The sequence below is a fragment of the Saccharibacillus alkalitolerans genome, assembly GCF_011090185.1.
GTDB lineage: Bacteria > Bacillota > Bacilli > Paenibacillales > Paenibacillaceae > Saccharibacillus > Saccharibacillus alkalitolerans.
The window spans coordinates 899,881-923,883 of the sequence record NZ_JAAFGS010000001.1; the positions used below are offsets into that span (position 1 = coordinate 899,881).

Sequence of the window (24,003 nt, forward strand, 5' to 3'; positions counted from 1 at the left end):
TTTATCCGCCGTCCCCGGGAATTTGACCGAACCGAAAAGGAGCTTCCCGCATTTGCCGAGGCAAACGCGGGAAGCTCCTTTTTTAGCGGTTCTTGCTGCAGCGGTTCTCTTTTTGAAGGGCCGCCGTCAATCCATGATTCCGTCGTTATAATAATTGATGATGTCCCTGCGGCGGATAATGCCGAGGAATACGCCTTCATGATCCGTGACCGGAACGAAATTCTGATCCGCCGCAAGCGTCAGCATGTCCTCCATGTCCGCGTCGATCACGACCGATTCGTTGTGCCGATAGCGCTTGATGCTGCTCAGCGACACTTCGGACATGAGGGCGAGATCGAAATTGAACGTGTTCTTGAGTTTCCAGAGCAGATCGCCTTCCGACAGCGTGCCGACGTAGCGGCCTTCTTCGTCGATGATCGGCACCGCCGAATACTGGTGCTTTTCCAGAAGGTCCATGGCTTCTTGCATGGTGGCGGAAGAGGGGATGTGCTTCACCTGATCCTTGGGCAGCAGAAAACGCGAGACTTCCATGTATGTATACACTCCTTAACCGTCGAATTTCCCAAACCCTTATCTCTATTAAAACATAGATGCGGCTTTTTTTGAACGGTTGGCGGCTTATACGACAAAAGCGTAACTATTTCGATCGGCTGAGCGTTCTTTTGTTATAAAACCATATTCCGAACCGATGAACCACGCGGGCGCTTCGACGCCGCGCATTCGGCGGAAAAGAAGGGCGGCTTGATGTCATGACCGTTGTATCCGTGCTGGGTTTGCGCCGGCAGACCCGAATCGGCTTTCCCTGCACGTTCGATCATGCCGAATTTTTGATCGACGGAGAGCCGCTTTATCCCAAGATCCGGCAGCTGTATCCGAATCTCGACGAGATCGGCTGCCTGGGCTGGGGACCGGAGACGCTGCAGCAAACGCGTATCGATCGGCTGCTGCTGACGGGGGATGCGGACTTTCCGGACGATCGGCGTTCCCTTTACCTTTGTCCCGCCTGCGGAGATCTCGGCTGCGGAGCGGTCTCGATCCGGATCGAGCGTGCCGACGGAAGGTTTGTCTGGAGCGCGTTCGCCGAGGAAAGCGCCGACGGTTCGCAGGCCGCGCCGACGCCGCTGCCCGGGATCGGCCCGTTTTATTTCGAAGAGGACGCTTATATGAAGACGATCCGCTCCGCTTACGGGCTGGGCGGTTTTCACTGGCCGAATCAAGCGGAGCGGGAAACGCCGGGCGAATCGGGAGAGCGCGAAGATTAACGCCGTGTAAAAAGCAGGTTAAACAATGAAAGAAAAGGCCTTCTTCAGCTTCGGCTCGGATACAATGAACGAAGGGAGAAGCTTCCCGGCCTTTCGGTCGAAAGGTTATCCGAGCCAAGGAGGAATCGACGATGGTCATACGCAGAAGAGGGTGGGCCGCGGCCGTTATCGCATCGGGCTTGGCGGCTGCGCTGACGGCATGCGCAACCGGCGAATCCGCCGCAGGCATCGTGCTGCCCGCATCGGAAAAGAAAACCGCGGCTCCGGCGGCAGAGGAAGCGAAAGCCTCGCTGCCGTCCGCGGAAGAACTGCTGGAGCAGGCCATTGCGGCGAGCGGCAAAGTGACGGGCTATGCGCTTCAAACGGATCGGGAGGAACATGTAGCGGCCGCGCCGGACCGCGAGCCCGACGCCCATTACGTGATCGAGACGAGGCTGACGACAAATCCGCTCGCGGCCTATCGCGAATTGGACATTCAGGAAGAGGGAGGTCCGGATCAGGAGCCGCTTAAGCGTTATATGAACGAAGAAGCGGTATACAGCTCTTACCGGGGAGGCGATTGGATGAGGGAGCCTCGGGAAGATCTGTCCGCGACGCTTGAGCATCTGCGCCGATCGACGGATTTATCCGCTCAACTGCAAAACCTTCGGGAAGCGGGAGGCGAACGAACGGTGACCGAGCAGGCCGGGCATCCGGTGCTGAAGGTGGTTCTGGAAGGAGAGGAGTACCGGAACATCGCGGAACAGTATATGCGGCAGTCCGACGATTCTCTCCCGAATATGCAGTCGAATAATTCCGAGTGGACAATGGTCCGGCTGGAAATCGTCTACGAATTTGACCGAAACAGCCGGCTGCCCGCCGCCAGCACGGTAGAGTTTGAATGGAAGAGACCGGAGTCCGCCAAGCTTTATCCGGGGATCACGAAGAAATTCGGCATGCGGGCGACCTACTCGGACTACGATAATGTCGAACCGATCGAAATCCCCGAGGAAGCGGCAGGACAAGCGGCGAATCCGGACAGCTGACGAAGCGTTATGATGCGCGGATCGAATATGCGAAGCCCGAGCATCATCTGGATTTTTCGCGGCTTCAGGTCGATCGGTTCCGTACCGGGAACGTTCAATAAAGAGAGCCCCATCCAGGCAAAGGAATCGAAATCGAAAAAACGGAGGTTTATTCGAACGGATGAAGAGCAGAAACAAACTGTTGATCGGATTGATCGTTTTATGCGCCGCGGGCGCGGCGTTTTTCGTGTATTGGCCGAAGCCGGTTCACTTGGACGCACAAGGCGTGAAGTATCGCTTGGGCGAAAAGGACTCGGGCGGAGAACAGCTTGTGCGGGTGCGCATCGACGGAGAAGTGCGGCGCGATTGGAAAGGAAAGCCGACGTTCAGCGGGACGATCGATGCGGAGGGCGAAGCGCTGCCCGTACCTGAAGACCGCCGCACGGTGAAAGTCGATTTGAGCGGCAAACCGGCAGACGGCTTGATCATTTACGATTATTTCGACGACGACGGTCTGCACATGTACACGTACGGCAAGCTGTTCGCGGACGCTTCCTTCGACAGCGTGTCGCTGAATCTTTTCGAACAAGACGAAGACGGGGGCCGGGGCTGGGACAGCGGTTCGGGTCTCATGATCACGGCGCCCGCGAAAAATCGGGAGCAGGCGCTGGAGATCGCGAACGGATTGATGGAACGGGAGATGGAAGGGGAAGTGTTGAAGTAGCGCGGGCAGAGATCGTTACCGCGCCAAAAGACCGCTGTCGCGCCGACGCGCGAGGCGGTCTTTTGGTTTTTATCTTCTCTGCTGCCCCGGGTCGGCCTTAACGGTTGTCCTACGCTTCCGCCGTCCCGCCTTCCGGCAGCAGCGCCTTGATTCGAAAAGCCATGCGCAGCCGAAGCGTTTCCTCCGGATCCTTCAAACTGCGCCCGATAATCTCCTCGCATTTTTCCAGGCGGTAGATGACCGTGTTGCGATGGATATACAGCCGCTTCGCCGTTTCGGCGAGCTGACAGTGGGTCTCCAGGTACACGGACAGCGTCTGAAGCAGCGTAGGGTGATCTTTGATCGTTTCGTCCGTAAAGCCCTGCATCGTATCGGCGTAAAATTTGCGGAGATGATCGTAAGGGATCATGCGCAAAACTTCCGGCACTTCCTTGGGCTGATACAGTTCGATGAAGCGCGTTTTGCCCGCCATGCCGCCGAAGTAAAGCGCCTCGTTCGCTTCTTTGTAGGAGACGGGAATATGAACCAGAGGCTGGGCGTAGCTGCTCAGACCGAAGGACAGCTCCGAGGCGTAATGCGCGGAGACTTTGTTCTGAAGGTGCTCGAGCAGGGCCAGGAAGGAAGCTTCGACCGTTTTCCATTCTTCGGCCAGCGGCATCAGCAGCACATAAGCCCGATCCTGGGTGAACAGGTGGACAGGGCGCGGAAAAGGTTCCAGCTCCGCCTCGAGGTGTTCGACGATCCGGTCCTGCTCCGCTTTGTACTGCATGAACGAGGTCGTCTTGTCCGCGCCGTCCAGCCTGCCTACCGCGCAGACATAACGCTGATCGCCGGTCAGGCCGAATTCCCGGCCCCGGCTGGCGATTTCGTCGGCGCTCGAAAATGCTCCTCCGATAAAGTTGGCGAAAAATTCGTTTTGAATGCGTCTGCGGTTCTGCTTGAGGGCGTTTTCCTTCATCAGCTCGAACGCGATCACGTTGGTCGCCTGCTCGACGGTGAGGATGCTTGAGCGTTCCGCAGAGGGCAGCAGTCCTTCGATGCAGAGATAATGCGGCTGCCGGTGGGTATGGACGGGAAACAGGGTCAGCGTCTCGCGGTCGCCGTCCGTCAGCGAAAAGGCGGAGAACAGGGAAGGCTGCGTAGGAAAGCGGCTGCCGCCCGCTAGCAGCGCCTCCAGGCGTCCGGCGGTGGCGGCGCGGGTGAAGCGTCCGGCGACGGGCTGCAAATAGGGGCCGAGCAGCAGCACGGGCAGCCGAAGCAGCGAAGAGAGCTGGTCGAGCAGCTTCGGGATGCCCTGCCCGCTCAAGATCTGCTGAGTGAACTGCCGATGCGTCTGCATGGCGTTGTGCAGCTCCGTCGTGCGCACGTCGAGAATATGGCTCAGCGACTTGTTGACGATATCGCCCAGCGAAGGTTCGACGGGCAGCTCCAGAAGGGGCAGCCCCAGTTCTTCCGCCGACGCGGCTGCCGACTCGGGAATGCTGCCGAGGAACCGCTTGCTCTTGATCCCCAGCGCCGCGCACTCCTGCCGGCTCATTTCGCGGATCAGGTGAAGAAGTGCCGGTACGTCGTCTTTGAAATGGAAAGCGGTCGTAATCAGCAGTTCGTTCTTTTTCAAATACGGAATAATGTCGGGCGCGTCCATCATATTGACGGTATGTACTTCTCGGTTCAAACTCTTTCCTCCCGCGACGATGGCAGTTCCGTCAAACACGGGCAGCTTCAGCAGATCATTCAATTTCATCATTCTCATGCCCCTTTGGTTAACATGTACAATGAATCCCCTAATTCTTCTACACTTCCGTGAATGCTTTCCGTGATGTTTTATTCTACAATGGTTTCAAAGCCTTTGCCAAGTTAATTAAACTAACACCGGTTGAAAAGCTTGCGCTGCCGGAAGTAGGGGGAGATTGCACTGATGATCGAACAACCGAAGTCGTCCGCCTTGTCCGAGCAGATCAAAAGCCTGATCGAATGGTTGGCTTCTTACGGAGGGAAGGACACGGGCGGCGTGACGCGGCTGCTGTATGACGACGCGTGGCGGTCCGCCCAGCGGGCGATCGAAGCGAAGATGAAAGAGATCGGATTGGCGGCTCGTTACGATGACGCGGGCAATCTGTTCGGACGTCTGGAAGGCCGCGAAGCCGCAGCAAAAGTCATCCTGACCGGTTCGCATGTCGATACCGTCGCGGACGGCGGGAAATACGACGGCGCTTACGGAATCGTCGCGGCGCTGGCCGCGGCCGAATATTTGAAAAACCGTTACGGCGCTCCCCGCAAACCGATCGAGGTCGTTTCGCTGTGCGAAGAGGAAGGCAGCCGGTTCCCGCTGACCTATTGGGGATCGGGGAATATTACCGGCGTCAGAAACCGGGAATCGATCGAGCGCGCCGCGGACGCCGCGGGCATACCGTTCGAGCAGGCGATGCGGGGCGCGGGCTTCGGATTGGGACGGCATCCCCGGCCGAAGCGCGGCGACCTGGAATGCTTTATCGAGCTGCATATCGAGCAGGGAGAAGTGCTGGAACGCGAAGGCCGGGCGGTAGGCGTCGTCAGCCACATCGTCGGACAGCGCCGCTACGAGATCACGGTCCGCGGCGAGAGCAATCATGCCGGCACGACGCCGATGCGCTGGCGGCGCGACGCGATGCATACCGCCGCCGAGCTGATCGGGCTGCTGATGCGGCGGGCGCGAGCGGACAAGACGGGACTCGTCGCCACGGTCGGCCGGATGGAAGCCAAGCCGAACGTGGGCAACGTGATCGCGCGGGAAGTGACGTTCAGCCTGGATGTGCGCCACAGCGACGCCGAGACGATTCGCGCGTTCTGCGAAGAATCGTTCGGGGAATGCGAAGCGATCGCCGCGGAACACGGGACGACGCTCGAGTACCTGAAATGGATGGACGAGCCGCCGGTCGCGATGGACGAGCGGCTGCGCCGCGCGGCGGAGGAAGTGCTGGAACGCGAAGGAATCTCGCATCTGACGATGACGAGCGGAGCGGGGCACGATTCCCAGATCTTCGGAACGTTCTGCCCGACGGCGCTGCTGTTCGTGCCGAGCCGGGGAGGCGTCAGCCATTCGCCGGCGGAGTTCACGGAGACCGAAGATTTGGAGCGCGGCGTGCGGCTGCTGATCGACCTGCTGCATCGGCTGGCGTATTGATCGAAAAATCGAGGAGGCGGACAGAAGATGACAAAATACCGGGAAATTCAAGCCCCTTTGCGAACCATTATGACGCCGGGGCCGGTCGAAGCGGACCCGAGGGTGCTGCGCGCGATGGCGACGCCGATTCTGGGGCAGTTCGATCCGGCGTTCACGCATATTATGAACGAAACGATGGAGATGCTTCGGCAGACGTTCCAGACGGAAAATCAATGGGCGTTCCCGGTGGACGGCACTTCCCGCTCCGGCATCGAGGCGGTGCTGTGCAGTCTCATCGAGCCGGGGGATAAAGTGCTTGTGCCCATATTCGGGCGCTTCGGCCATCTGCTGACGGAGATCGCGGAGCGCAGCGGCGCGGAGGTTCATCTGATGGAATGCGCATGGGGGCGAGTGTTCGACCAGCAGGCGGTCATCGAAGAAGTGAAGCGGGTGCGGCCGAAAATTTTGGCGATCGTGCACGGCGAGACGTCGACGGGCTGCATGCAGCCGCTGGACCGGATCGGGCCGGCGTGCCGCGAACTCGGCGTGCTGACCGTGGTCGACGCGGTCGCTTCGATCGGAGGGGCTCCCGTCAAAGTGGACGAATGGCAGCTCGACGCCGTCATCGGAGGAACGCAGAAATGCATTTCCGTTCCGTCCGGCATGGCGCCCGTCACTTACAACGAACGGGTGGAACGCATTCTGGCTTCCCGCAAAAAAGTCGAACGGGGAGTCGCAGGAGACGGCGACCGAAGCGAAGTGGCTCGGCCGATCCGCAGCAATTACTTCGACCTGAGTCAGCTTCAGGATTATTGGGGGCCGCGCCGATTGAACCATCATACGGAAGCGACGTCCATGCTGTACGCGCTGCGCGAAGGGCTTCGCGTTCTGCTCGAAGAAGGGCTCGAGGAGCGCTTTGAGCGCCATCGGCTGCATGAACAAGCGCTGATGGCCGGCCTGCGCGGCATGGGGCTTGAACTGTTCAACGACGTGCCGTGGAAGCTGCCGGTCGTCACCTGCGTGAAGATTCCGGCGGGCGTGGACGGCGAATCGGTGCGCAGCATGCTGCTGGATCAGTTCGGCATCGAGATCGCCAGCTCGTTCGGGCCGCTGCACGGCCGGATCTGGCGGATCGGAACGATGGGATACAGCTGCCGCAAAGAAAACGTGCTGTTCGCGCTGGCCGCCCTGGAAGCCGTATTGATCCGGCACCGTGCGCCGATTGTTATCGGACGCGGGGTGCAGGAAGCGCTCGATGTGTACGAGGAAGTCCGACTGGAAACGGCGAGCGTATAAAGCCGGGCGAGGGGCGAAGGGCGGAGTTCCGGAGAAAGGATGCGGCGGCCGCGCGCCGCATTCGGGAAATCCGAAAGAGAGCGCTCCGCTCTCCGCCGAATTTATGTCTCGGCCTGTCATCGTCCCTGCTTGGTGGGGGTATAAGAGATTAAGGATTCCGGATTTCCGGAATCCTTTTGCATAGGAAGGCGCGGATTAAAGCGGATACGGAAGGTGAATTATGAAACGGATTGTTACGCTGCGCTCCGGACTGGCGGGGCTGCAGTGGCTTTTTTTCTTGTTTACGAATACGGTCGTCATTCCGATTACGGTCGGGGCGGCGTTCGGGCTCCCGCAGGCAAAGATTCAATTTCTGATCCAGTGTTCGTTCGTGCTGACGGGCTTGGCCTGCGTCGCGCAGGCGGGACTGGGACATAAACGCGCGGTGATGGAAGGGCAGTCGGGGCTGTGGTGGGGAGTGATTCTCAGTCTCTGCGCGGCGGCTCCGTCGCTGGGCATCCCGCTGACCGAATTGGGCGGCAGTCTGGCGGTAGGCATCGCGATTTCCGGCGCGGTCACGGTTCTGATCGGGATATGCGGCTTGGCCGGTCCGCTGTCGAAGCTGTTTACGCCCGGCGTGATGGCGGTGTTCATGTTCCTGCTGGGCTGCCGGTTGAATATGATCTTTCTGGAAGGGATGCTCGGGATTTCGTCGGGGACATCGGCGGGAGACGCGGTCATCCAACCCGGAATCTTCCTGCTGGCCGCCGGCGTGGCGGCATTTGTCGCCGTATTGGCAGTCGCGGCCAGGCCCGCGATCGCGCAGTATGCGCTGCTGATCGGGATTCTGGGCGGCTGGGGGCTGCATGCCGCGATCTTCGGTTCCGGCGGCGAAGCGTCCGCGTCGGGGATGCTGGAGATCGGGCTGTTTCCGCTCGGCGAGCCGACCGGCGGCGGCCTGAATGCCGGGGTCGTGGCCATCGCCGTGATCGCCGGCCTGGTTAACGCTTCGAATACGTTCGGAGCGTTGAAAGGGACGGACGACATCTACGAGCAGGAAGCGTCCGGCAGGCAGTACGCGCGTTCCTTCACGATCAGCGGCGTGCTGGCGGTCCTCTCGGGCCTGCTCGGCTTGGTGCCTTATGCGCCTTACGTCTCGTCCGTCGGCTTTCTTCAGCAGACGCGCATTCGCGAGCGGCTGCCCTTCGTGATCGGGGGGCTGCTGTTTGCCGGGATCGGTCTGATTCCGGCGGTCAGCGGCCTGCTGACCGCGCTGCCGCTCAGCATCGGCAGCGCGGTGCTGCTGGTCACTTATTTGAGGCTGCTCGGCTCTTCGCTGCAGTATTTCGGACAGATTCGCATGGACGCGGCGAATCTGTACCGGACCGCGGCGCCGCTGTTCGTCGGCATCGTCGTCATGGGCATGCCTTCGGCCTATTTCGCTTCGCTGCCTCCGTTATGGCGTCCGCTGCTGGGCAGCGGACTTCTGGTCGGCATCCTGCTGGCGCTGCTGCTGGACCGGCTTCGCGTCGGCTCTTTGCGGACGGGGAAAGCGAAGCGGGAACACAGCGGCACGTCCGATTCAATAGAATGAAACGAAGGAGGAACCGAATATGAACGCAAGCGATCGGGAAATACGGAAGGACCGGGTTCCGCCCGGAACGGATCCCGGCAGGGAGGCGGACCTCTGGAGAGCGTTCGTCGACTCCGCTGTCGGGCTGGAGGCTTCGGGATCGGGCTTGTTGGACGGACTGACTTTTGCGGTCAAAGACGTCTTCGATATCCAAGGCGTCGTCAGCGGAGCCGGCAGTCCGGACTGGCTTCGCACGCACGGCCCTGCCGTTTCTACCGCTCTGGCGCTGCTTCGGCTGCTGGCGAACGGCGCCCGTTTGGAGGGCACGACGCAGACCGACGAGATGATGTACAGCCTGAACGGCGAAAACGCCCATTACGGCACGCCGGTCAATCCCGCCGCGCCGGATCGGATTCCGGGCGGTTCGTCGAGCGGCTCGGCCGTCGCGGCCGCTGCCGGCCTGGTCGATTTTGCCGTCGGAACGGATACGGGCGGATCGGTGCGCATCCCTTCGTCTTACTGCGGAATATACGGTTTTCGTCCGACGCACGGAGCGGTATGCGCGGACGGAGTCGTTCCGCTGGCGCGAAGTTTCGATACGGTCGGCTGGATGAGCCGGGATCCCGGCGTTCTGCTGCGGGCGGGCCGCGTGCTGCTGGGACGAGATGCCGAATTATCGGCTGAAGCGGGCAGGGGACGGAGTGCCGACGGGCCGAAACTCGCTGCGGCAGGCGCGATCGCTCCGGAGACCGACCGGCCGTTTGCGCGCTTTTTCGCAGCCGAAGAGGCCTGGGCGCTGCCCGAGGAATCCGATCGGAAGACGCTGCTCGATCGGCTGCGCCGATTCGGCGGTTGGCAGGACGGCGGATCCCCGATCCGCGTAACGGAACAGGGGGATACGCTGGTCGACTGGTCGGCGGCTTTCCGCATCCTGCAGGGGCTGGAGATCGCGCGCGAACACGGCGAATGGATCGAGCGCGAGCGGCCCGTGTTCGGCCCGGGCATCGCGGAGCGTTTCGAGTGGGCGCGCGCGCTGGACCCGTCCGCGGGCGCGTCGGAGACGCAGCTGCGCGCAGCGGTTCGGAGCAAGCTGACGGCGCTGCTGGGGAACGACGGGCTTCTGGCGATTCCGACCGCGCCCGGCCCCGCTCCGCTGCTCGGGCTGCGCGGCGCGGAGGCCGAGACTTATCGGGCCAAAGTCATGCAGCTTTCCTGCATGGCGGGATTGTCGGGTCTGCCGCAGATTACCGTGCCGGTCCTGCGGGCGGACGGCCTGCCGCTCGGATTGTCCTTTATCGCCGGACCGAACGCGGACTTGAAGCTGCTGCGCTGGACGGCGGAACAATTCGAAAAAGAGGTGCGGAGATGAAACTTTCGACGATCGAATACGAAGGATGCGAGCAGGCCGCTTTTCTGACGGAGCGAGGGCTGATCCCGCTTGCCGGGCTGAACGAGCGGGAAGGCTCGGATTGGGACACGGAAATTTTCGAGCTGCTTCGGAGCGGCAGGATGGAGCATCTGCGCCGATGGTACGCCGAGGGAGGGAAGGAACGGTTGATCCCGATGCCCGTTCTTCCCGCCGGCCGCGTCCGTTACCGGGCGCTCTATCGCACACCCGGCAAGATCATCGGCGTCGGCATGAATTACCTGGCGAAAGCGATCGAACTGTCCGGGCGTCCTCCCGAGGACGAACCGGTCATTTTCCTGAAACCGAATACGTCGCTGATCGGTCCGGGAGAGACGATTCTTCTGCCGCCGGCAGCCGGACGGGTAACGGCGGAGGCCGAACTTGCGATCGTGATCGGAAAGACGTGCCGCGGCTTGGCCGAAGAGGAAGCGATGCGGGCGGTGGCCGGCGTTACGGCTTCGCTCGACATGACCGCCAAAGACATCCATGCCCGCAATCCCCGTTTCATGCAGCGGGCGAAAAGCTTCGATACGTTTTTGAGCCTCGGCGCTTCCTTTTCCACCCTTGACGAATATCCGGATCTGGCGGGTTTGGAGGTCGCCACGGTACGCAGCGGCAGCGCTGTGCACCGGGACACGGTCGGACGAATGATTTTTTCCCCTGCTTATCTGGTTTCGTTCCTCTCGCATATCATGACCCTGCATCCGGGAGACGTGATCTTGACCGGAACGCCGGGATCGGTGACGGTTGAAGCGGGCGACGAAGCGGAATGCCGAATCGAAGGACTGGAAACGTTGAAAAACCCCGTCGGCTTATCCCCTTTTTGATCGGAAAATTCTCCTTAATGTTCGTAAATAAAACGTTCTCATTCTAATATCACACATTGTGTGATGTTTTTTTGTTCAGTTTCAACAGCGAAGCGACGGATAATCTACGTTTTTGTCAATGAAATGTGATGATAAGATGATAAAATAAGAAACACAAAGCAAAAGTAAGAATACATTACATAATAGAGTGATGTTATCTTACCGGATTCAATCGTCTGCAGGATGCGCAGAGCCGGACAGAAACGGTACAGAACTTCTCTAGGCGGCCGGCTGTGCGCATACCATCAAAAAGAGGGAGTGGAGCTGCGTATGTCTACGAATTTGGCGGGTCGAGTGTTGGAGGAAACGCAGGTACAAGAAGAAATCAGCATGGACGACTCCCTTAAACCGAAACGGGAGAGCGGCAGAACGGTGGGTTCGGTCCCTTACATGTTCATGTGGATCGGGGACGGCGTCAATCTCGGCAACATGACGCTGGGAGCCAGTCTGATCGCCGCCGGCGCCGCGACGCTGAACCTGCTGCAGACGTTCGTGGCCGCGGTGGTCGCGATCGGCATCATCTCCGTCATTTTCGCCCTCAACGATCGCTTCGGCTACCGGACAGGCATTCCCTACGTCGTGCAGCTGCGAATGTCGTTCGGCATCAAAGGTTCGGTCATCTCCTCGTTCCTGCGAGGCGTGCCCGCCATCGTCTGGTACGGCTTCCAGAGCTGGGTCGGCGCGACGGCGCTGAACGAGATCGTCAAGGTGCTGAGCGGCGGCGGCTTCGACAGCATTCCGATCTGCTTCGTCGTGCTGCAGGGGATTCAGATCGTACTCTCGCTTTACGGCTTTCATGCGATCAAGTGGGTGGAGACGCTCGCTTCCGTCGTCATCATGGCCGCCCTCGTCTATGTGTTCGGCGTTTTGCTGAATTCGCACAGCGCGGCGATCGCCGACGTCTGGGTCAATGCCGAAGGAACATGGGGTCTTCCGTTCTTCGCTTTCATCATGGTGTTCCTCGGCAATTATGCGGCCATCTTCCTGAGCGCGGCGGACTACTCACGCGAACTGAAGACCGGCATCAGCGACAAAAAGCGCAGCCTGCTCTACTTCTCGCCGATCTTCATCGCTTACGGCTTCGTTCTGACGATCGGGGCCATGATGGCCGCGGCCACCGGCATTTCCAATCCGGTCAAAGCATTCGCCGTCATCGTCGACAATCCGTACATCACGGTCGCCGTGTCCGCCTTTATCGTGATCGGAGCCGTCGCGGTCAATATGGTCGCCAACATCGTGCCGCCGGCGTACGTCATCTCGCTCGTGACCAAGCTAAAATACAAAGCCTCCGTCGTCGTGACCGGCCTGCTCGCGCTCTGCTCTTTCCCGTGGGTGCTCGTTCAGGATTCGTCGGCCCAGGGCCTGAACACGTTCATTCTGATCTACTCCGCTTTCCTCGGCCCGATCGTCGCCATTCTGCTGGTCGAATACTACGTCCTGCGCAGGCAGAAGGTCGACGCGGCGGAGCTGTACCGGGAAAACGGCGATTTCAAAGGCTATAATCCGAGCGCTATCCTGGCCATGCTGATCGGGGCCGGCGCGGCCTTCCTGCTGGTGGACATCGGTTGGATCATCGGCTTTGCCGCGGCGGGTCTGTCTTACCTGCTGCTGAGCAAGTTCGCCTTCAAAGGCTCATCCTTCAAAAAAGGCACCATTTACGAAGAAACGGCTTAACCGATCCCTGAATCAAGCAGGCGAAAACGACCGAAAAGGAGAGATGTACATGGAACGTTTCGATCTCATCGTACGCGGCGGCAGCGTGGTGCTGCCGGACGGCGCGACCAAGGCGGATATCGGCATCAAAGACGGGAAAATCGCGGCGATCGCCGCCGATCTGAGAGGCGAAGCCGAACGGGAATGGAATGCGGACGGACATCATGTGCTGCCGGGCATGGTGGACGTGCACGTCCACTTCAGCGAACCGGGACGCGAGCACTGGGAAGGCTTTGCGACGGGCTCGGCCATGATGGCCGCCGGCGGCTGCACCACGTTCTTCGATATGCCGCTGAACGGCATTCCTTCGACGGTCAACGCGGAAGCTTTATTCGACAAGGCGCGCTTGGGCGGCGAGAAGTCTCTGGTCGATTTCGGTCTCTGGGGCGGTCTCGTGCCGGGGAACGAAGAGGATCTTGCGCCGCTGGCGGCATCGGGCGTGATCGGATTCAAAGCTTTTCTGTCCACGACGGGCAACAAGGAATTCGAAGCGGTGGACGATATGACGCTGCTCTCCGGCATGAAAAAGATCGCTGCGCTCGGCAAGGTGCTGGCCCTGCATTCGGAAAGCGCGGCGATCACCAACTGGCTGAAGGAGGAAAAGGAAAAAGCGGGCCTGTTCGGCGCCGACGATTACCTGGAGACGCGTCCGATCATCGCCGAAGTCGAAGCGGTGGAACGCGCGCTGCATTATTCGGAAATTACGGGCTGCGCTCTGCACTTCGTGCATATCAGCTCGGCGGCGGCGGTATCCAGAATCGAAGAAGCGAAGGCCCGAGGCATGAACGTGACGGTCGAGACGTGTCCGCATTACCTGCTGTTCAACCATGACGATCTGCGGGAAAAAGGCGCCGTCGCCAAGTGCGCGCCTCCGCTGCGGGAACAAGAAGAGCAGCGGAAGCTGATCGCCCTGCTGGCGGCAGGGAAGTTCGACATGCTGTCTTCGGACCACTCGCCGTGCCCGTACGACATGAAAGATCCGAAAGATCATAACCTGTTCCAGGCATGGGGAGGCATCAGCGGCGGACAGTTCACCCTGCTGTCGGCGCTGGAGTTGGCGCTGGCGCACGATATTCCGCTGGAGAACGTCGCCGCCTGGACGGCTTCCAACCCGGCTGCGCGCTTCGGCCTGTCGGACCGCAAAGGCATGATCGAAGTCGGCATGGACGCGGATCTGGCGATCGTTGACCTGAACGAGGCGTTCACCGTGACCGAAGGGAACTACCAGGCCAAACACAAGCAGAGTCTGTATATCGGGCACACGTTTCCGTGCAGCGTGGCCGGCACGATCGTTCGCGGGAACGTCGTCGTCCGAGGCGGCGGGATCGCGGCTGCCGGTCCGGCGGGAAGCTGGCAGAAGCCGAAAGGAGTTCCGGCTTCCGACCGCGAGCTGTCTGCGCTGCAGCCGAAAGGATGACAGGAAAGCGCAGATGTTCGACCGGGTCGCCTTAATGGGGGATGTCCGGTCCGGCCGGCGCTGCAGCAGGCGGGAATACCTGAGAGCTGTCATGAGCGAAAGCTCCGCACCTGTTTTATCGGCGTACGCGGATCTTGAACGACGAGCCGGTGGGCGGTCCGTCAGGGGCGGAAGACGGCTCGTCGAGCGAAGGGATTTCTCCTTCGAACGGATGCAGATCGAACTTCACCTCGTATAGGCCGGCTGGCGCCGGCGGCGAGTCGTTGCCCTGAATGTATTCGGTGCTGAACACTTCTTCGTTTCCCGTCGATTGGCCCGGTGCCAGCGAGCCGAACCCCAGATCGGTCGTGCAGGCGTGTTTTTGGAAACCGAGACGAACCTTTTCGCCCTGCTTGGCGTGCGCGATATCGATCTTCACGTCGGTGGGGCAAGTCGAGCTGCCGGAGATGTAGTTGAACGTCCGCTCTCCGAGATTTTGAACGGCGGCGCGAACGCGAATCATGTCTCCCCGTTCGTAAATATCCTGCTCCAGATCGATCGTATACAGCAGGTCGCCGACGCGTTCGACGTGATGAATCGGCTTCGGCCGAACAAAAACGTCACTGCTTCCCGCCCAGGCCAGCACGGCCGCGAACAGCGCGATCCCTACGGCAATCATCCATTTTCCTTTTCTGCGCATGGCGGTTCTCCCTCTCTTATCGTGATTTCCCGTTTAACCGCCAAGACGAACCGAAACGCCGCAAAGTTGCATAAAAAGCCGAAAAGCGCCTCCGCCGGCAGCTTTTCGGCTTTTTTTATCGCTTGGATTCTACGCTTCCACGACTACCATCTGATGGCAGGACCACTCCGGCACCGTACAGCGCAGCTTCCCGTTTTCCTGCATAAAAGGAAGGGGCGTCCGCTGCGGAGCCAGATAGACTTCGCGCACCGGGCGGCTCTCGGCCAGCGTCACGTCGGTCGGCTTGACCGGAGGAAGGTCCTCGATAATTTCGGTATCCTTCCCGCGCCGTACCGGAGGAGCGTACAGCAGATGCAGCACCCGGCGCGCTTCGGCGTGCTGCTCCTGCAGCGTCGCCACGGCCTGCGCCGGCAGGTCGACGCTCAGCGTCCGTCCGCTCTCGGACGCGGCCAGCAGCCGGTCCAGCATGCGGTGCAGAATCTGCTTGATCGGAAGGCTGCCCTGCAGCGCATAATCCGCGAACAGGTTCCATCCGGCATATATGCCGTGCGGACCTTCGGTGATGCCCGGGCCCGCGTCGTTCAGGTCGGACGGAGCATGACGGTGCGAAGTGAACGTGAACAGGTCGCGGTTAAAATACGGATTCTGCCGGCTGCCCAGTACCGCGCCTCCCGGCGCCGCTCCGATCTCGTACCCTTCCGCGTTAACGAGGAAAGACGACGGGCGCAGCGACGGCAGTTCGAAATCCGGGCGGACGTAGGTCGGATTGAACGGCGACGCTCCCCGCCATTCGGCGCCGAGTTCCAGGCCGAAGGCTTCTCCGTCGGGCGTCAGGCCGGATCGTCCCGTCGCCAGAATCCGGCCGCCTTCCGCGGCGAAATCGTTCAGACGCTTCCGCAGCTCCGGCGTGATTCCGATGCAGTCGGGCAGCACGACGACTTTGTAGCCGTTCAGGTCGCTTTCGTTGTCGACGATATCGAACAGGTACTGCCCTTCGAGCAGGATTCGGACCGCTCCCGTGTCGGCCAGGCCGATCGCCTTGCGGTCCGGCTGCTCGCCGCCGAAGCGCGAATCTGCCGCTTCGGCCGACAGCAGCGCGATATCCGCGACGGAGACCGCGCCCCGGCACCATTCTTCCTTGGCTTCGACTTCCGCATACGCTTCGCCGATCAGCGCATAGGTGGCGGGGTCCATCATGCCGAGCGGATGCAGCTGGTCGCCGACGGAGCAGCCGGCTCCGTTCGCCAGGCTGAGCGCCGCTTCGTAACGCAGCGCGTTGGGGTGCTTGAAACCGCCGAATTCGCCCCACGACTGATGGAACTTGCCGGTCATGCCCAGAACGTCCATGCCGAGTCCCTGCGCATAGCGGGCCGACAGCGGAAAATGATCGTAACCCCAGCCGCCCGTCGGCAGCGATTCCAGTTCCAGGTGGGTATTGAACGCCGCAAGGTCCCGACGACCGCGCCGAATGTGACCGTTGTTGTGGAACAGCGGCAGGCCGGGTTTCGGGGAGTGGACCGCTTGGTCCATCGCCGCCGCGTAACGGGCGTACGTTTCTTCCCACAAAGCCCGCATATCGTCCGGATTGCGAGGATCCGAGCCGCGGCGGCGGATCTCGGCGACGCAGTGCTGACAGTAGCATTCGCGCACGCCGACGATGTCGAGGAAAATGCCGTCGGCGTCATAGCGCTCCACGACTTCGCGTACCTGCGCGGCCAAGATGTCCAAATACGGCGTGTTCATGCAAAACTGGTGATAGCCCGGTTCCATGAAATCGGCCGCCCAGTTGGTGCGTTCCTGCCGGTCGCGGATCAGCCATTCGGGATGGCGGCGCGCCAATTTCTCGTCCAGGCCCGCGGACAGATAGACCGGCGTATTGACCCCGATCTCGTGCGCCGCTTCGATCTGCGCGCCGAGCAGATCGAAGGTCAAGCCGGGATGTATTTCGTTGGCTTCGGACGGATGATAAGCCCAGCCGTGATGGCATTTGGAGAAGACGGTGATCGAATCGACGCGGCCGAGCTTCAGCATCTCCTGGAACTGCCGTTTCGAGAAATCCCGGCCGATCTCCTCGATCGCCTCGGACGTATGGAAATCCAGATGAACCTGACGAAGTCTCATAAGGTAAGCCTCCCGAACTTTGGAATGAAAAGCGTACGATATCTACTACTCTAACGGATGCGAAAACCGAAAAAAGCTGACAATATCGACTCCGTATCGTACAATCTCTACATCCTTGGACGTTCGAAAACGGGAATGGAAGGAGCCGCGCACGATGAAAAGCGAACGATGGGAAAACCGCCCGGAAGGAGGGGAGAGCATGCAGGTGCTGGAGCTGGACATTCCGCCGTTTCCGCAGATCGCCGCGATCGGACACGGGGTCTGGAAACGGGGGATGAAGCATGCGAGCCGGGTGTTCGAAGCGCATGATCTGATCTTCTGCGCTTCGGGCGCGCTGTATATCGAGGAAGAAGGGGAACGGTACGAGATCGGAGAAGGAGAAATGCTCGTGCTGGAAGCGAATCGCCGTCACGCCGGTTATCGGCCGTCGGAAAACGATACGGAAGTGTACTGGATTCATTTCCGTCATGAGGGAGCCGGGCAGAGGGAGAGCGAAGCTTTGTCTCCGGGTCAGCCGCTGAGTCCCCGCACGAGCCAGGAGACCGAACCGAGTCCCGGAACGGTCGCCATTCCGAAATTCGGCCCCGTCGACCTGCCGGCGCTGCGCCCCCTGCTGCACGATATGCTGCGGCTGTACGAAAAGCTGACTCTGGCGCGTTCCTACGAGCTGAACGTGGCTTTCGGCCGGCTGCTGCTCGAGCTGCAAAAAGGTCTGGCGGTCTCGCCCGCCCGCTCGCGCGCCGACCGTCTGGGCGAAGAGGCCGCCGCCTATCTCGAGCGAGGTCTGCAGCTGCCTTTCGATTCCGCGCGGATGGAACGCGATCTTCATTACCACTTCGACTATCTGTCCCGCTGCCTGAAGCAGCATACCGGCATGAGCCCGCTCGCCTACCGGCATCATCTTCAAATCGAGCGCGCCAAGCGGCTGTTGATCCACTCCGACGATACGCTGGCCGAGATCGGCGAACAATGCGGCTTTCAGGGCGCCAACTATTTTGCAAGACTGTTCAAGCGGGAGACGGCGATGACGCCGGGAGCGTATCGGAAAAAATACCGCGTTTTCCTCACCTGACCCTGACGGAACGCTGACGGAATCCGGGCGGAACTCGGACAAAAAAGCCGCGCTTGCGCGCGGCGGCTTATTTTGAAAGTCCGATAGCCGGCGAAGCCGGAAAACGGAGAGGGTCGGCAGGCGGCCGAAACGCGGTTAAGCCTTTCCGAAGCCGAAGTAGGCGGCCGCGTTTCCGTACGCGATGTCCTCGGTCATCCGGCCGAGCAGCTCCGTATCGTCCGGCGCCTCGCCGCGCGCGGCGAGTTCGCCGATCCACTCGCACAGCACGCGGCGGAAATATTCGTGCCGGGTGTAGGAGAGGAAGCTGCGCGAATCCGTCAGCATGCCGACGAAGCGGGAGAGCAGGCCGTTGTCGGCCAGCAGCGTAAGCTGACGGCGCATGCCGTCGCGCGTGTCGTTGTACCACCAGCCGGAACCGAGCTGCATTTTGCCCGGAATCTCCCGCTGATAGCAGCCCATCAGCGCCAGCAGCGCCGGATAGTCGCCCGGATTGAGCGAGTAGAGGATCGTTTTCGGCAGTCCGGATTCGCTCTCGGCGCGGTCCAGCAGACGCGACAGCGGCTGCGTGAGCGGCAGGTCGTTCAGCGCGTCGAAGCCGGTGTCTGGACCGAGCTTGCGGAACATCGGCGTGTTGTTGTTGCGGTAAGCGTGCAGATGCAGCTGCATCGTCCAGCCCTGCCGTGCGTACATGGCGATCAGCCGGGTCAGCAGCTCCGTGCGGTAGCGGACGACTTCGGTCTCGTCCAGCGCTTCGCCGGCACGGCGCTTGGCGTAAACGCGTTCGATTTCCTCCATGTCGGCCTGCTCGTATTTGAGCGTGTCGAGGGCGTGGTCGGACAGCCGGCCGCCGCGCTCATGGAAGAAGAGTACCCGCTCTTCCAGCATGCCGGCCAGCTCTTCGAACGAGGCGGCGGAACGTCCGCAGGCCTGCTCGAGCTTGGCGATCCATTCGGGGAAGCCCGGCGCGTCGATATTGAGCGCTTTATCCGGCCGGAACGTCGGCAGCACCGCAAAGCGCTGCTCTTCTTCCGCCAGCAGACGGTGATACTCCAGGTCGTCCGCGGGATCGTCGGTCGTGCAGACGATCTTGACGTTGGAATTGGCGATCAAGGCTCTGCGGGTGAATTCCGGTTCTTTCAGCCGCTCGTTCGCGCGTTCCCAGATCTCCGGCGCCGTCCGTTCGTTCAACGGCGCGTCGATGCCGAAGAAACGGCGCAGTTCCAGATGGGTCCAGCTGTAAAGCGGATTGCCGACCGTTCTCGGCACGGTCTCGGCCCAGGCCAGGAAGCGGTCGTAATCGTGCGCGGAACCGGTAATCCGTTCCTCGGCGATCCCGTTGGCCCGCATAAGCCGCCATTTGTAATGGTCGCCGTACAGCCATGCTTCCGTCAGATTGGCGAATGGACGGTCTTCGTAAATTTCTTTCGGATCGAGATGGCAGTGATAGTCGATGATCGGCATCTGCCGGGCATGCTCATGGAACAGAATTTTGGCCGTTTCGGTCGAGAGCAGAAAATCGTCGTTCAGGAAGCCGCTTTGAGCATTGCGCGCCGAGCCTGCGGCCGTCCCTGTCGATTCCGCGCGTTCCGTATTTCCGGTATTCGTCGATTTCGTGTTCATAACGTTACCCCCGTTTTAAAAATGGCCAGCTCGCGCACCTGGTTTTCCTCGTTGCGCGTCCTGCGTCCGCTGGCGACTTCGATCAGATAAGCGATAAACGATTCCAACACTTCCTCCATCGGCCGCTCCAGCAGCGGTCCGGCGTTGAAGTCCATCCAGTGTCCCTTTTTGGCGAACAATTCGTTGTTGGTCGCCACCTTGACCGTCGGCACGAAGCTGCCGAACGGCGTGCCGCGTCCCGTCGTGAACAGGACGAGCTGACAGTCCGCCGCGGCGAGCGCGGAAGAGGCGACGAGATCGTTGCCCGGCGCCTGCAGCAGGCTGAGTCCTTTGCGGCGCAGCTTCTCGCCGTACTTCAGCACGTCGACGACGGCCGACGTGCCGGCCTTCTGCGTGCAGCCGAGCGACTTGTCCTCCAGCGTGCTGATGCCTCCGGCTTTGTTGCCCGGCGACGGATTCTCGTACACGACTTCGCCGTGCGAAAGGAAATACTGCTTGAAGTCGTTGATCAGCCAGACGATCCGCTCGAATACCTCTTCGTTTTCGGCGCGGGCCATCAGCATTTTCTCCGCCCCGAACATTTCGGGAACTTCGGTCAGGACCGTGCTGCCGCCCTGACCGATCAGAAAGTCGGAGAAGGCGCCGAGCAGCGGATTGGCGGTAATGCCCGAGAAGCCGTCGGAGCCTCCGCATTTCAGCCCCACGTTCAGCTCGCTCAGCGGAACGGGAACGCGCCGGTCGCCGAGCGCCGCTTCGTGCAGCTCTTCCAGCAGTTCCAGACCCGCTTCCACCTCGTCGCCGACGTCCTGCGCGATCAAGAATTTGACGCGGGACTCGTCGAAGTCGCCCAGCTTCTCCCTGAACTCGGCGACGACATTGTTCTCGCAGCCGAGCCCAAATACCAATACCCCGCCGGCGTTGGGATGATTGACCGCATCCATCAAAATATCGCGCGTCATGCGGTGATCGTCGCCGAGCTGCGAGCAGCCGTAAGGATGCTTGAGCACGGTGACGTTATCGAAAGCGCCCAGATCGGGGTGGATCGCCTTGAACTCGGCGACGATCTGCTCGGCGATTCCGTTGACGCAGCCTACCGTCGGCACGAGAAACAGATCGTTGCGAATGCCGACTTTGCCGCCGCGGCGCCGATAGCCGTCGAACGTCAGGCCGCGGTCGGGATAAAGAACGGGATGCAGTTCGGGCTCGTATCGGTATTCCGCTTCGCCGTCCAGCGTCGTCCGCACATTATGGGTATGCACCCATTCGCCGGAAGCGATGTCCGCGGAAGCATAGCCGATAGGAGCGCCGTATTTCATGACGACGCTTCCCTCGGGAATGGAAACCGCGGCGATTTTGTGTCCCTGCGGCGTGTCCTGCAGGACCGTGAAACCGTCGCTTTCCGCTTCCGCGCGTTCCCCGGCGGCCAGCGGCCGAAGGGCGACCGCTACATTGTCTCTGGAATTCATTTTCATTAAAGTACGCATGCCGCTGTTCCTCCTCTATATGAGCTGATGCAGCAGAGAACGGGCGCCGGACTTTTCCAGTTCCCGGATATGCGCGTCCAGCCGCGCGGCGAGTCCGGGCACCTCGTTCAAATCGGTTCCCCACAGCGTTCGTTCGCTCAGGATATTTGCCGTGAACGTCTCCGGCTCCGACCCGGCCCGGTCGAAAGCGTCCATGACCGCCGCTTCGTCCCGCCTGAAAGCAAGGCCGCCGCGGTAGCTGTGGAGCAGGGCGGCGAAAGCCAGCGTCAGGCGCGGCGGCAGCTCGCCGCGCCGCCTCGCGTGGCGAAGCAGCACGGGAAGAAGCCTGGCTCTGAACTTCGATACGCTGTTGAGCGCGATGGAGCGAAGTTCGTGCCGGATCGAAGGGTTGCGGAAGCGGTCGAGCACCGTCTGCGCGTACTGCCGCAGCTCCTCTTCCGGCTGATCGAGCGACGGAATCAGCTCCTGCTCGATCAACGAGCGAATGAAGGAGGAGAAGGCTTCGTCGTTCATGACGTCTTCGACCGTTTCGAGTCCCGCCAGCAGACCGAGCGGCACCATCGCGGTGTGCGGGCCGTTGAGCAGATGCACTTTGCGCTGACGGTACGGCGTCATGTCGGAGGTGACGATGACGTTGAGTCCCGCCCGGGCCAGCGGCAGCTCGTCCTTCAACCGCTCCGGTCCTTCGATGACCCAGAGCAGGTAAGGCTCGGCCGTGACCGTAAGTTCGTCAAGGTAACCGAACCGCCGCTGCATTTCCTGCTCCCGTCCTTTCGGAAAACCCGGGACGATCCGGTCGACCAGACTGCAGCAGAACGTATTCTCCTCGTCCAGCCAACGCATGAAATCTTCGCCCAGCTTCCAGTCGACGGCATACCGCTTAACGATTTCAAGCAGTTTTTCTCCGTTGCGGTCGATCAGTTCGCAGGGAATGACGGTGAAGCCCGGCTTGCCCAACGCGTAGCGTCGGTGCAGGAGGGCGGTCAGCTTCGACGGAAAGCCTCCCGGCGGCTTATCGTCCGGGCGATCCTCGGGAGCATGGGCGATGCCGGCTTCCGTCGTGTTGGAGACGATAAAGCTCAAGCGATCGTCGTTCGCCAGCGCCAGGTACGCTTCGTAATCGTCGTACGGATTGACCAGCCGGCTGACGCTGGACACGACTTCGGCCGAATCGATCGCTTTTCCGTCTTCGATGCCGTTCAGCAGCACCGTGAACAGCCGATCCTGCTCGGCAAAAGCCGGGTTGGTTTCTTCGGAGATCGCCTGCACGATCACGGCGCTGCCTTCGAACAATCCGCGTTCGTTCATCTGCTGCAGCTGCCAGTCGACGAAGGCCCGCATAAAGTTGCCGCCTCCGAACTGAATGACCTTTTCGGGAAACACGGGAAGGGCGGGTCTTGCGAGATCGTCAAGCGTTCCGCGCGACAATCGGGGGATGACCATGATTGTTCGCTCCTTTACGATTTTTTTTGCGCTGCTTTCCTATTTTTTGCACACGTGAACATTTTGAGGCGAAGCGCCGCTTCCCCGAACGAAAGGAGGCGATGCCTCCCGCTTCAGCTTCGGCGGCTCTGCCCTCTAAGATCGGCGACGGACTCCCGGCGAACGAGCTCGCAGCCGATAAACCGCTGCTCGATCGGGGCGTCGGAGCGCTCCATCAGGCGCAGCAGCAGCTCGGTTCCTTCCCGGCCGATCCCGGCGACCGATTTGCGGACCGTTGTCAGGGGCGGATTGGTGTAGGCGGCGAACATCATGTCGTCGAACCCGATCAGCGACAGCTCGTCGGGTATGCGGACTCCGCGTTCGTAGCAGGCGTTCATCGCGCCGATCGCCATGTCGTCGTTGCAGCAGAAGACGGCCGTCGGCCGATCGTTCAGCGCAAGCAGTCCTTCCATGGCGGCGCGGCCGCTTTCGATGCTGTAGTCGCCCTGCGCGAAATAAAGCGGGTCCGGCGCCCGGCCGCGAGCCAGCAGGCCGTCGATGAATCCCTGCCTGCGCTCGTCGGCGGATTTGAATCCCTGCCTGCCTTCGATGATGGCAATTCGCCGATGCCCCATCTCGCAAGCGTGTTCGGCGGCCGCCCGGCCGCCCCGGCGGTCTTCGGAAGCGACGTTCGGAATCGAAGGATCGTCCAGCTGCCGGTTGAGCACAACCAGAGGAATGCCTGCCGCCTTGGCGTGGTAAATGAAGCGGTTGTCCCGCTCGCTCTGGCTCATGATCAGCAGGCCGTCGAACCGGCGCGGATGAACGCTTTCGTAGCTGTCGACTTCGTCGATTCCGCTGACCGTCAGCATGTAATTCTCGTTCAGCGACTGACGGATTCCCTTCAGCGCGTCGACCAGGAAGCTGGACGACGTGCCCTGTTCGAGGCTGGAGAAGAACAGTCCGATCGTATTGGACTTCTTCGTAACGAGATTTTTGGCGCTGTAATTGGGCACGTAATTCATGTCGGCGGCGATCTTCGCGATCTTTTCCCGGGTTCCGGGCTTGATCAGCGCACTGCCGTTCAGCGCCCGCGAAACGGTGGTGTGGGAAACGCCCGCCGCCTTGGCGATGTCTTTGATCGTGATCATGGCTTCGCTCCCCGGCATAAATGTTAACGTTTTCATCATAATGGACATGGAAGTCTTTGTCAATCGTCGG

Annotated in this window: 19 protein-coding genes; 11 read left to right on the plus strand and 8 right to left on the minus strand. The window is 60.9% G+C overall.

What is annotated here, in order from left to right; translation table 11 throughout:
* Positions 1 to 126: 126 nt before the first annotated feature.
* Positions 127 to 531, minus strand: coding sequence for a CBS domain-containing protein (locus tag GYN08_RS03840; protein WP_166272640.1), 405 nt, complete (start codon positions 529 to 531; stop codon positions 127 to 129).
* Between the two features lie 218 nt (positions 532 to 749).
* Between GYN08_RS03840 and GYN08_RS03845 the strand changes: the two genes are divergently transcribed.
* From GYN08_RS03845 to GYN08_RS03855, 3 genes are all read left to right on the plus strand, one after another.
* Entirely contained in the window at positions 750 to 1,262 is a 513-nt protein-coding gene (locus GYN08_RS03845) for a hypothetical protein (RefSeq protein WP_166272642.1), read from the plus strand.
* A gap of 131 nt (positions 1,263 to 1,393) precedes the next feature.
* A complete protein-coding gene (locus GYN08_RS03850) occupies positions 1,394 to 2,287 on the plus strand; it encodes a DUF6612 family protein (RefSeq protein ID WP_166272644.1) in 894 nt (297 codons plus the stop codon).
* 160 nt (positions 2,288 to 2,447) lie between these two features.
* Entirely contained in the window at positions 2,448 to 2,990 is a 543-nt protein-coding gene (locus GYN08_RS03855; RefSeq protein WP_166272646.1) for a hypothetical protein, read from the plus strand.
* A 109-nt stretch (positions 2,991 to 3,099) separates the two neighbouring features.
* Here the strand turns inward: GYN08_RS03855 and GYN08_RS03860 are convergent, their stop codons facing one another.
* Positions 3,100 to 4,737, minus strand: coding sequence for a PucR family transcriptional regulator (locus GYN08_RS03860; RefSeq protein WP_235945745.1), 1,638 nt, complete (start codon positions 4,735 to 4,737; stop codon positions 3,100 to 3,102).
* A 171-nt stretch (positions 4,738 to 4,908) separates the two neighbouring features.
* Here GYN08_RS03860 and allC point away from each other — a divergent pair, with 171 nt between their 5' ends.
* The 7 genes from allC (at position 4,909) to GYN08_RS03895 (ending at position 14,384) form a co-directional block, all read left to right on the plus strand.
* The gene (gene allC / locus GYN08_RS03865) at positions 4,909 to 6,153 is read left to right on the plus strand and encodes an allantoate deiminase (protein WP_166272648.1); all 1,245 of its coding nucleotides are present in this window, start codon (positions 4,909 to 4,911) and stop codon (positions 6,151 to 6,153) included.
* A 27-nt stretch (positions 6,154 to 6,180) separates the two neighbouring features.
* A complete protein-coding gene (locus GYN08_RS03870; protein ID WP_166272650.1) occupies positions 6,181 to 7,428 on the plus strand; it encodes a pyridoxal-phosphate-dependent aminotransferase family protein in 1,248 nt (415 codons plus the stop codon).
* A 220-nt stretch (positions 7,429 to 7,648) separates the two neighbouring features.
* Complete coding sequence (locus GYN08_RS03875; protein ID WP_166272652.1) at positions 7,649 to 9,001, plus strand: uracil/xanthine transporter; 1,353 nt, start codon at positions 7,649 to 7,651, stop codon at positions 8,999 to 9,001.
* Positions 9,002 to 9,020: 19 nt separating this feature from the next.
* Positions 9,021 to 10,349, plus strand: coding sequence for an amidase family protein (locus GYN08_RS03880; RefSeq protein WP_166272654.1), 1,329 nt, complete (start codon positions 9,021 to 9,023; stop codon positions 10,347 to 10,349).
* A complete protein-coding gene (locus GYN08_RS03885; RefSeq protein WP_166272656.1) occupies positions 10,346 to 11,215 on the plus strand; it encodes a fumarylacetoacetate hydrolase family protein in 870 nt (289 codons plus the stop codon). The genes GYN08_RS03880 and GYN08_RS03885 overlap by 4 nt, the downstream gene beginning before the upstream one ends.
* Before the next feature lie 309 nt (positions 11,216 to 11,524).
* Entirely contained in the window at positions 11,525 to 12,928 is a 1,404-nt protein-coding gene (locus tag GYN08_RS03890) for an NCS1 family transporter (protein ID WP_166272658.1), read from the plus strand.
* A 49-nt stretch (positions 12,929 to 12,977) separates the two neighbouring features.
* Positions 12,978 to 14,384 (plus strand): allantoinase, encoded by a 1,407-nt coding sequence (locus tag GYN08_RS03895; protein ID WP_166272660.1) that lies wholly within the window; start codon positions 12,978 to 12,980, stop codon positions 14,382 to 14,384.
* Positions 14,385 to 14,499: 115 nt separating this feature from the next.
* Here GYN08_RS03895 and GYN08_RS03900 read toward each other — a convergent pair whose 3' ends face one another.
* Both GYN08_RS03900 and GYN08_RS03905 read right to left on the minus strand, forming a co-directional pair.
* Complete coding sequence (locus GYN08_RS03900; RefSeq protein WP_166272662.1) at positions 14,500 to 15,063, minus strand: hypothetical protein; 564 nt, start codon at positions 15,061 to 15,063, stop codon at positions 14,500 to 14,502.
* A 129-nt stretch (positions 15,064 to 15,192) separates the two neighbouring features.
* Positions 15,193 to 17,184, minus strand: coding sequence for a beta-galactosidase trimerization domain-containing protein (locus tag GYN08_RS03905; protein ID WP_166272664.1), 1,992 nt, complete (start codon positions 17,182 to 17,184; stop codon positions 15,193 to 15,195).
* Positions 17,185 to 17,338: 154 nt separating this feature from the next.
* Between GYN08_RS03905 and GYN08_RS03910 the strand changes: the two genes are divergently transcribed.
* The gene (locus GYN08_RS03910; RefSeq protein ID WP_166272666.1) at positions 17,339 to 18,256 is read left to right on the plus strand and encodes an AraC family transcriptional regulator; all 918 of its coding nucleotides are present in this window, start codon (positions 17,339 to 17,341) and stop codon (positions 18,254 to 18,256) included.
* 135 nt (positions 18,257 to 18,391) lie between these two features.
* Here the strand turns inward: GYN08_RS03910 and uxaC are convergent, their stop codons facing one another.
* The 4 genes from uxaC to GYN08_RS03925 all read right to left on the minus strand — a co-directional run bounded on the left by uxaC (position 18,392) and on the right by GYN08_RS03925 (position 23,933).
* Positions 18,392 to 19,876, minus strand: coding sequence for a glucuronate isomerase (uxaC, locus tag GYN08_RS03915; protein ID WP_166272668.1), 1,485 nt, complete (start codon positions 19,874 to 19,876; stop codon positions 18,392 to 18,394).
* Positions 19,873 to 21,360: a UxaA family hydrolase gene (locus GYN08_RS23600; RefSeq protein WP_235945746.1), complete on the minus strand. Its 1,488-nt coding sequence runs from the start codon at positions 21,358 to 21,360 to the stop codon at positions 19,873 to 19,875. Before GYN08_RS23600 ends, uxaC begins: the two co-directional genes overlap by 4 nt.
* A 15-nt stretch (positions 21,361 to 21,375) precedes the next feature.
* Positions 21,376 to 22,803, minus strand: a complete 1,428-nt coding sequence (locus GYN08_RS23605; protein WP_235945747.1) for a tagaturonate reductase — start codon at positions 22,801 to 22,803, stop codon at positions 21,376 to 21,378.
* Between the two features lie 113 nt (positions 22,804 to 22,916).
* Positions 22,917 to 23,933, minus strand: coding sequence for a LacI family DNA-binding transcriptional regulator (locus GYN08_RS03925; RefSeq protein ID WP_166272670.1), 1,017 nt, complete (start codon positions 23,931 to 23,933; stop codon positions 22,917 to 22,919).
* Between the last annotated feature and the right edge of the window lie 70 nt (positions 23,934 to 24,003).

What these genes read in the sequence shown, in the direction of transcription:
- uxaC (WP_166272668.1), bottom strand. Translation starts at nt 19,876, where the DNA reads ATGAACACGAAATCGACGAATACCGGAAATACGGAACGCGCGGAATCG.
- GYN08_RS03880 (WP_166272654.1), top strand. Translation starts at nt 9,021, where the DNA reads ATGAACGCAAGCGATCGGGAAATACGGAAGGACCGGGTTCCGCCCGGA.
- GYN08_RS03840 (WP_166272640.1), bottom strand. Translation starts at nt 531, where the DNA reads ATGGAAGTCTCGCGTTTTCTGCTGCCCAAGGATCAGGTGAAGCACATC.
- GYN08_RS03905 (WP_166272664.1), bottom strand. Translation starts at nt 17,184, where the DNA reads ATGAGACTTCGTCAGGTTCATCTGGATTTCCATACGTCCGAGGCGATC.
- GYN08_RS03855 (WP_166272646.1), top strand. Translation starts at nt 2,448, where the DNA reads ATGAAGAGCAGAAACAAACTGTTGATCGGATTGATCGTTTTATGCGCC.
- GYN08_RS23605 (WP_235945747.1), bottom strand. Translation starts at nt 22,803, where the DNA reads ATGGTCATCCCCCGATTGTCGCGCGGAACGCTTGACGATCTCGCAAGA.
- GYN08_RS03925 (WP_166272670.1), bottom strand. Translation starts at nt 23,933, where the DNA reads ATGATCACGATCAAAGACATCGCCAAGGCGGCGGGCGTTTCCCACACC.
- GYN08_RS03860 (WP_235945745.1), bottom strand. Translation starts at nt 4,737, where the DNA reads ATGATGAAATTGAATGATCTGCTGAAGCTGCCCGTGTTTGACGGAACT.
- GYN08_RS03870 (WP_166272650.1), top strand. Translation starts at nt 6,181, where the DNA reads ATGACAAAATACCGGGAAATTCAAGCCCCTTTGCGAACCATTATGACG.
- GYN08_RS03900 (WP_166272662.1), bottom strand. Translation starts at nt 15,063, where the DNA reads ATGCGCAGAAAAGGAAAATGGATGATTGCCGTAGGGATCGCGCTGTTC.
- GYN08_RS03890 (WP_166272658.1), top strand. Translation starts at nt 11,525, where the DNA reads ATGTCTACGAATTTGGCGGGTCGAGTGTTGGAGGAAACGCAGGTACAA.
- GYN08_RS23600 (WP_235945746.1), bottom strand. Translation starts at nt 21,360, where the DNA reads ATGCGTACTTTAATGAAAATGAATTCCAGAGACAATGTAGCGGTCGCC.
- GYN08_RS03875 (WP_166272652.1), top strand. Translation starts at nt 7,649, where the DNA reads ATGAAACGGATTGTTACGCTGCGCTCCGGACTGGCGGGGCTGCAGTGG.
- GYN08_RS03845 (WP_166272642.1), top strand. Translation starts at nt 750, where the DNA reads ATGACCGTTGTATCCGTGCTGGGTTTGCGCCGGCAGACCCGAATCGGC.
- GYN08_RS03895 (WP_166272660.1), top strand. Translation starts at nt 12,978, where the DNA reads ATGGAACGTTTCGATCTCATCGTACGCGGCGGCAGCGTGGTGCTGCCG.
- GYN08_RS03885 (WP_166272656.1), top strand. Translation starts at nt 10,346, where the DNA reads ATGAAACTTTCGACGATCGAATACGAAGGATGCGAGCAGGCCGCTTTT.
- GYN08_RS03910 (WP_166272666.1), top strand. Translation starts at nt 17,339, where the DNA reads ATGAAAAGCGAACGATGGGAAAACCGCCCGGAAGGAGGGGAGAGCATG.
- allC (WP_166272648.1), top strand. Translation starts at nt 4,909, where the DNA reads ATGATCGAACAACCGAAGTCGTCCGCCTTGTCCGAGCAGATCAAAAGC.
- GYN08_RS03850 (WP_166272644.1), top strand. Translation starts at nt 1,394, where the DNA reads ATGGTCATACGCAGAAGAGGGTGGGCCGCGGCCGTTATCGCATCGGGC.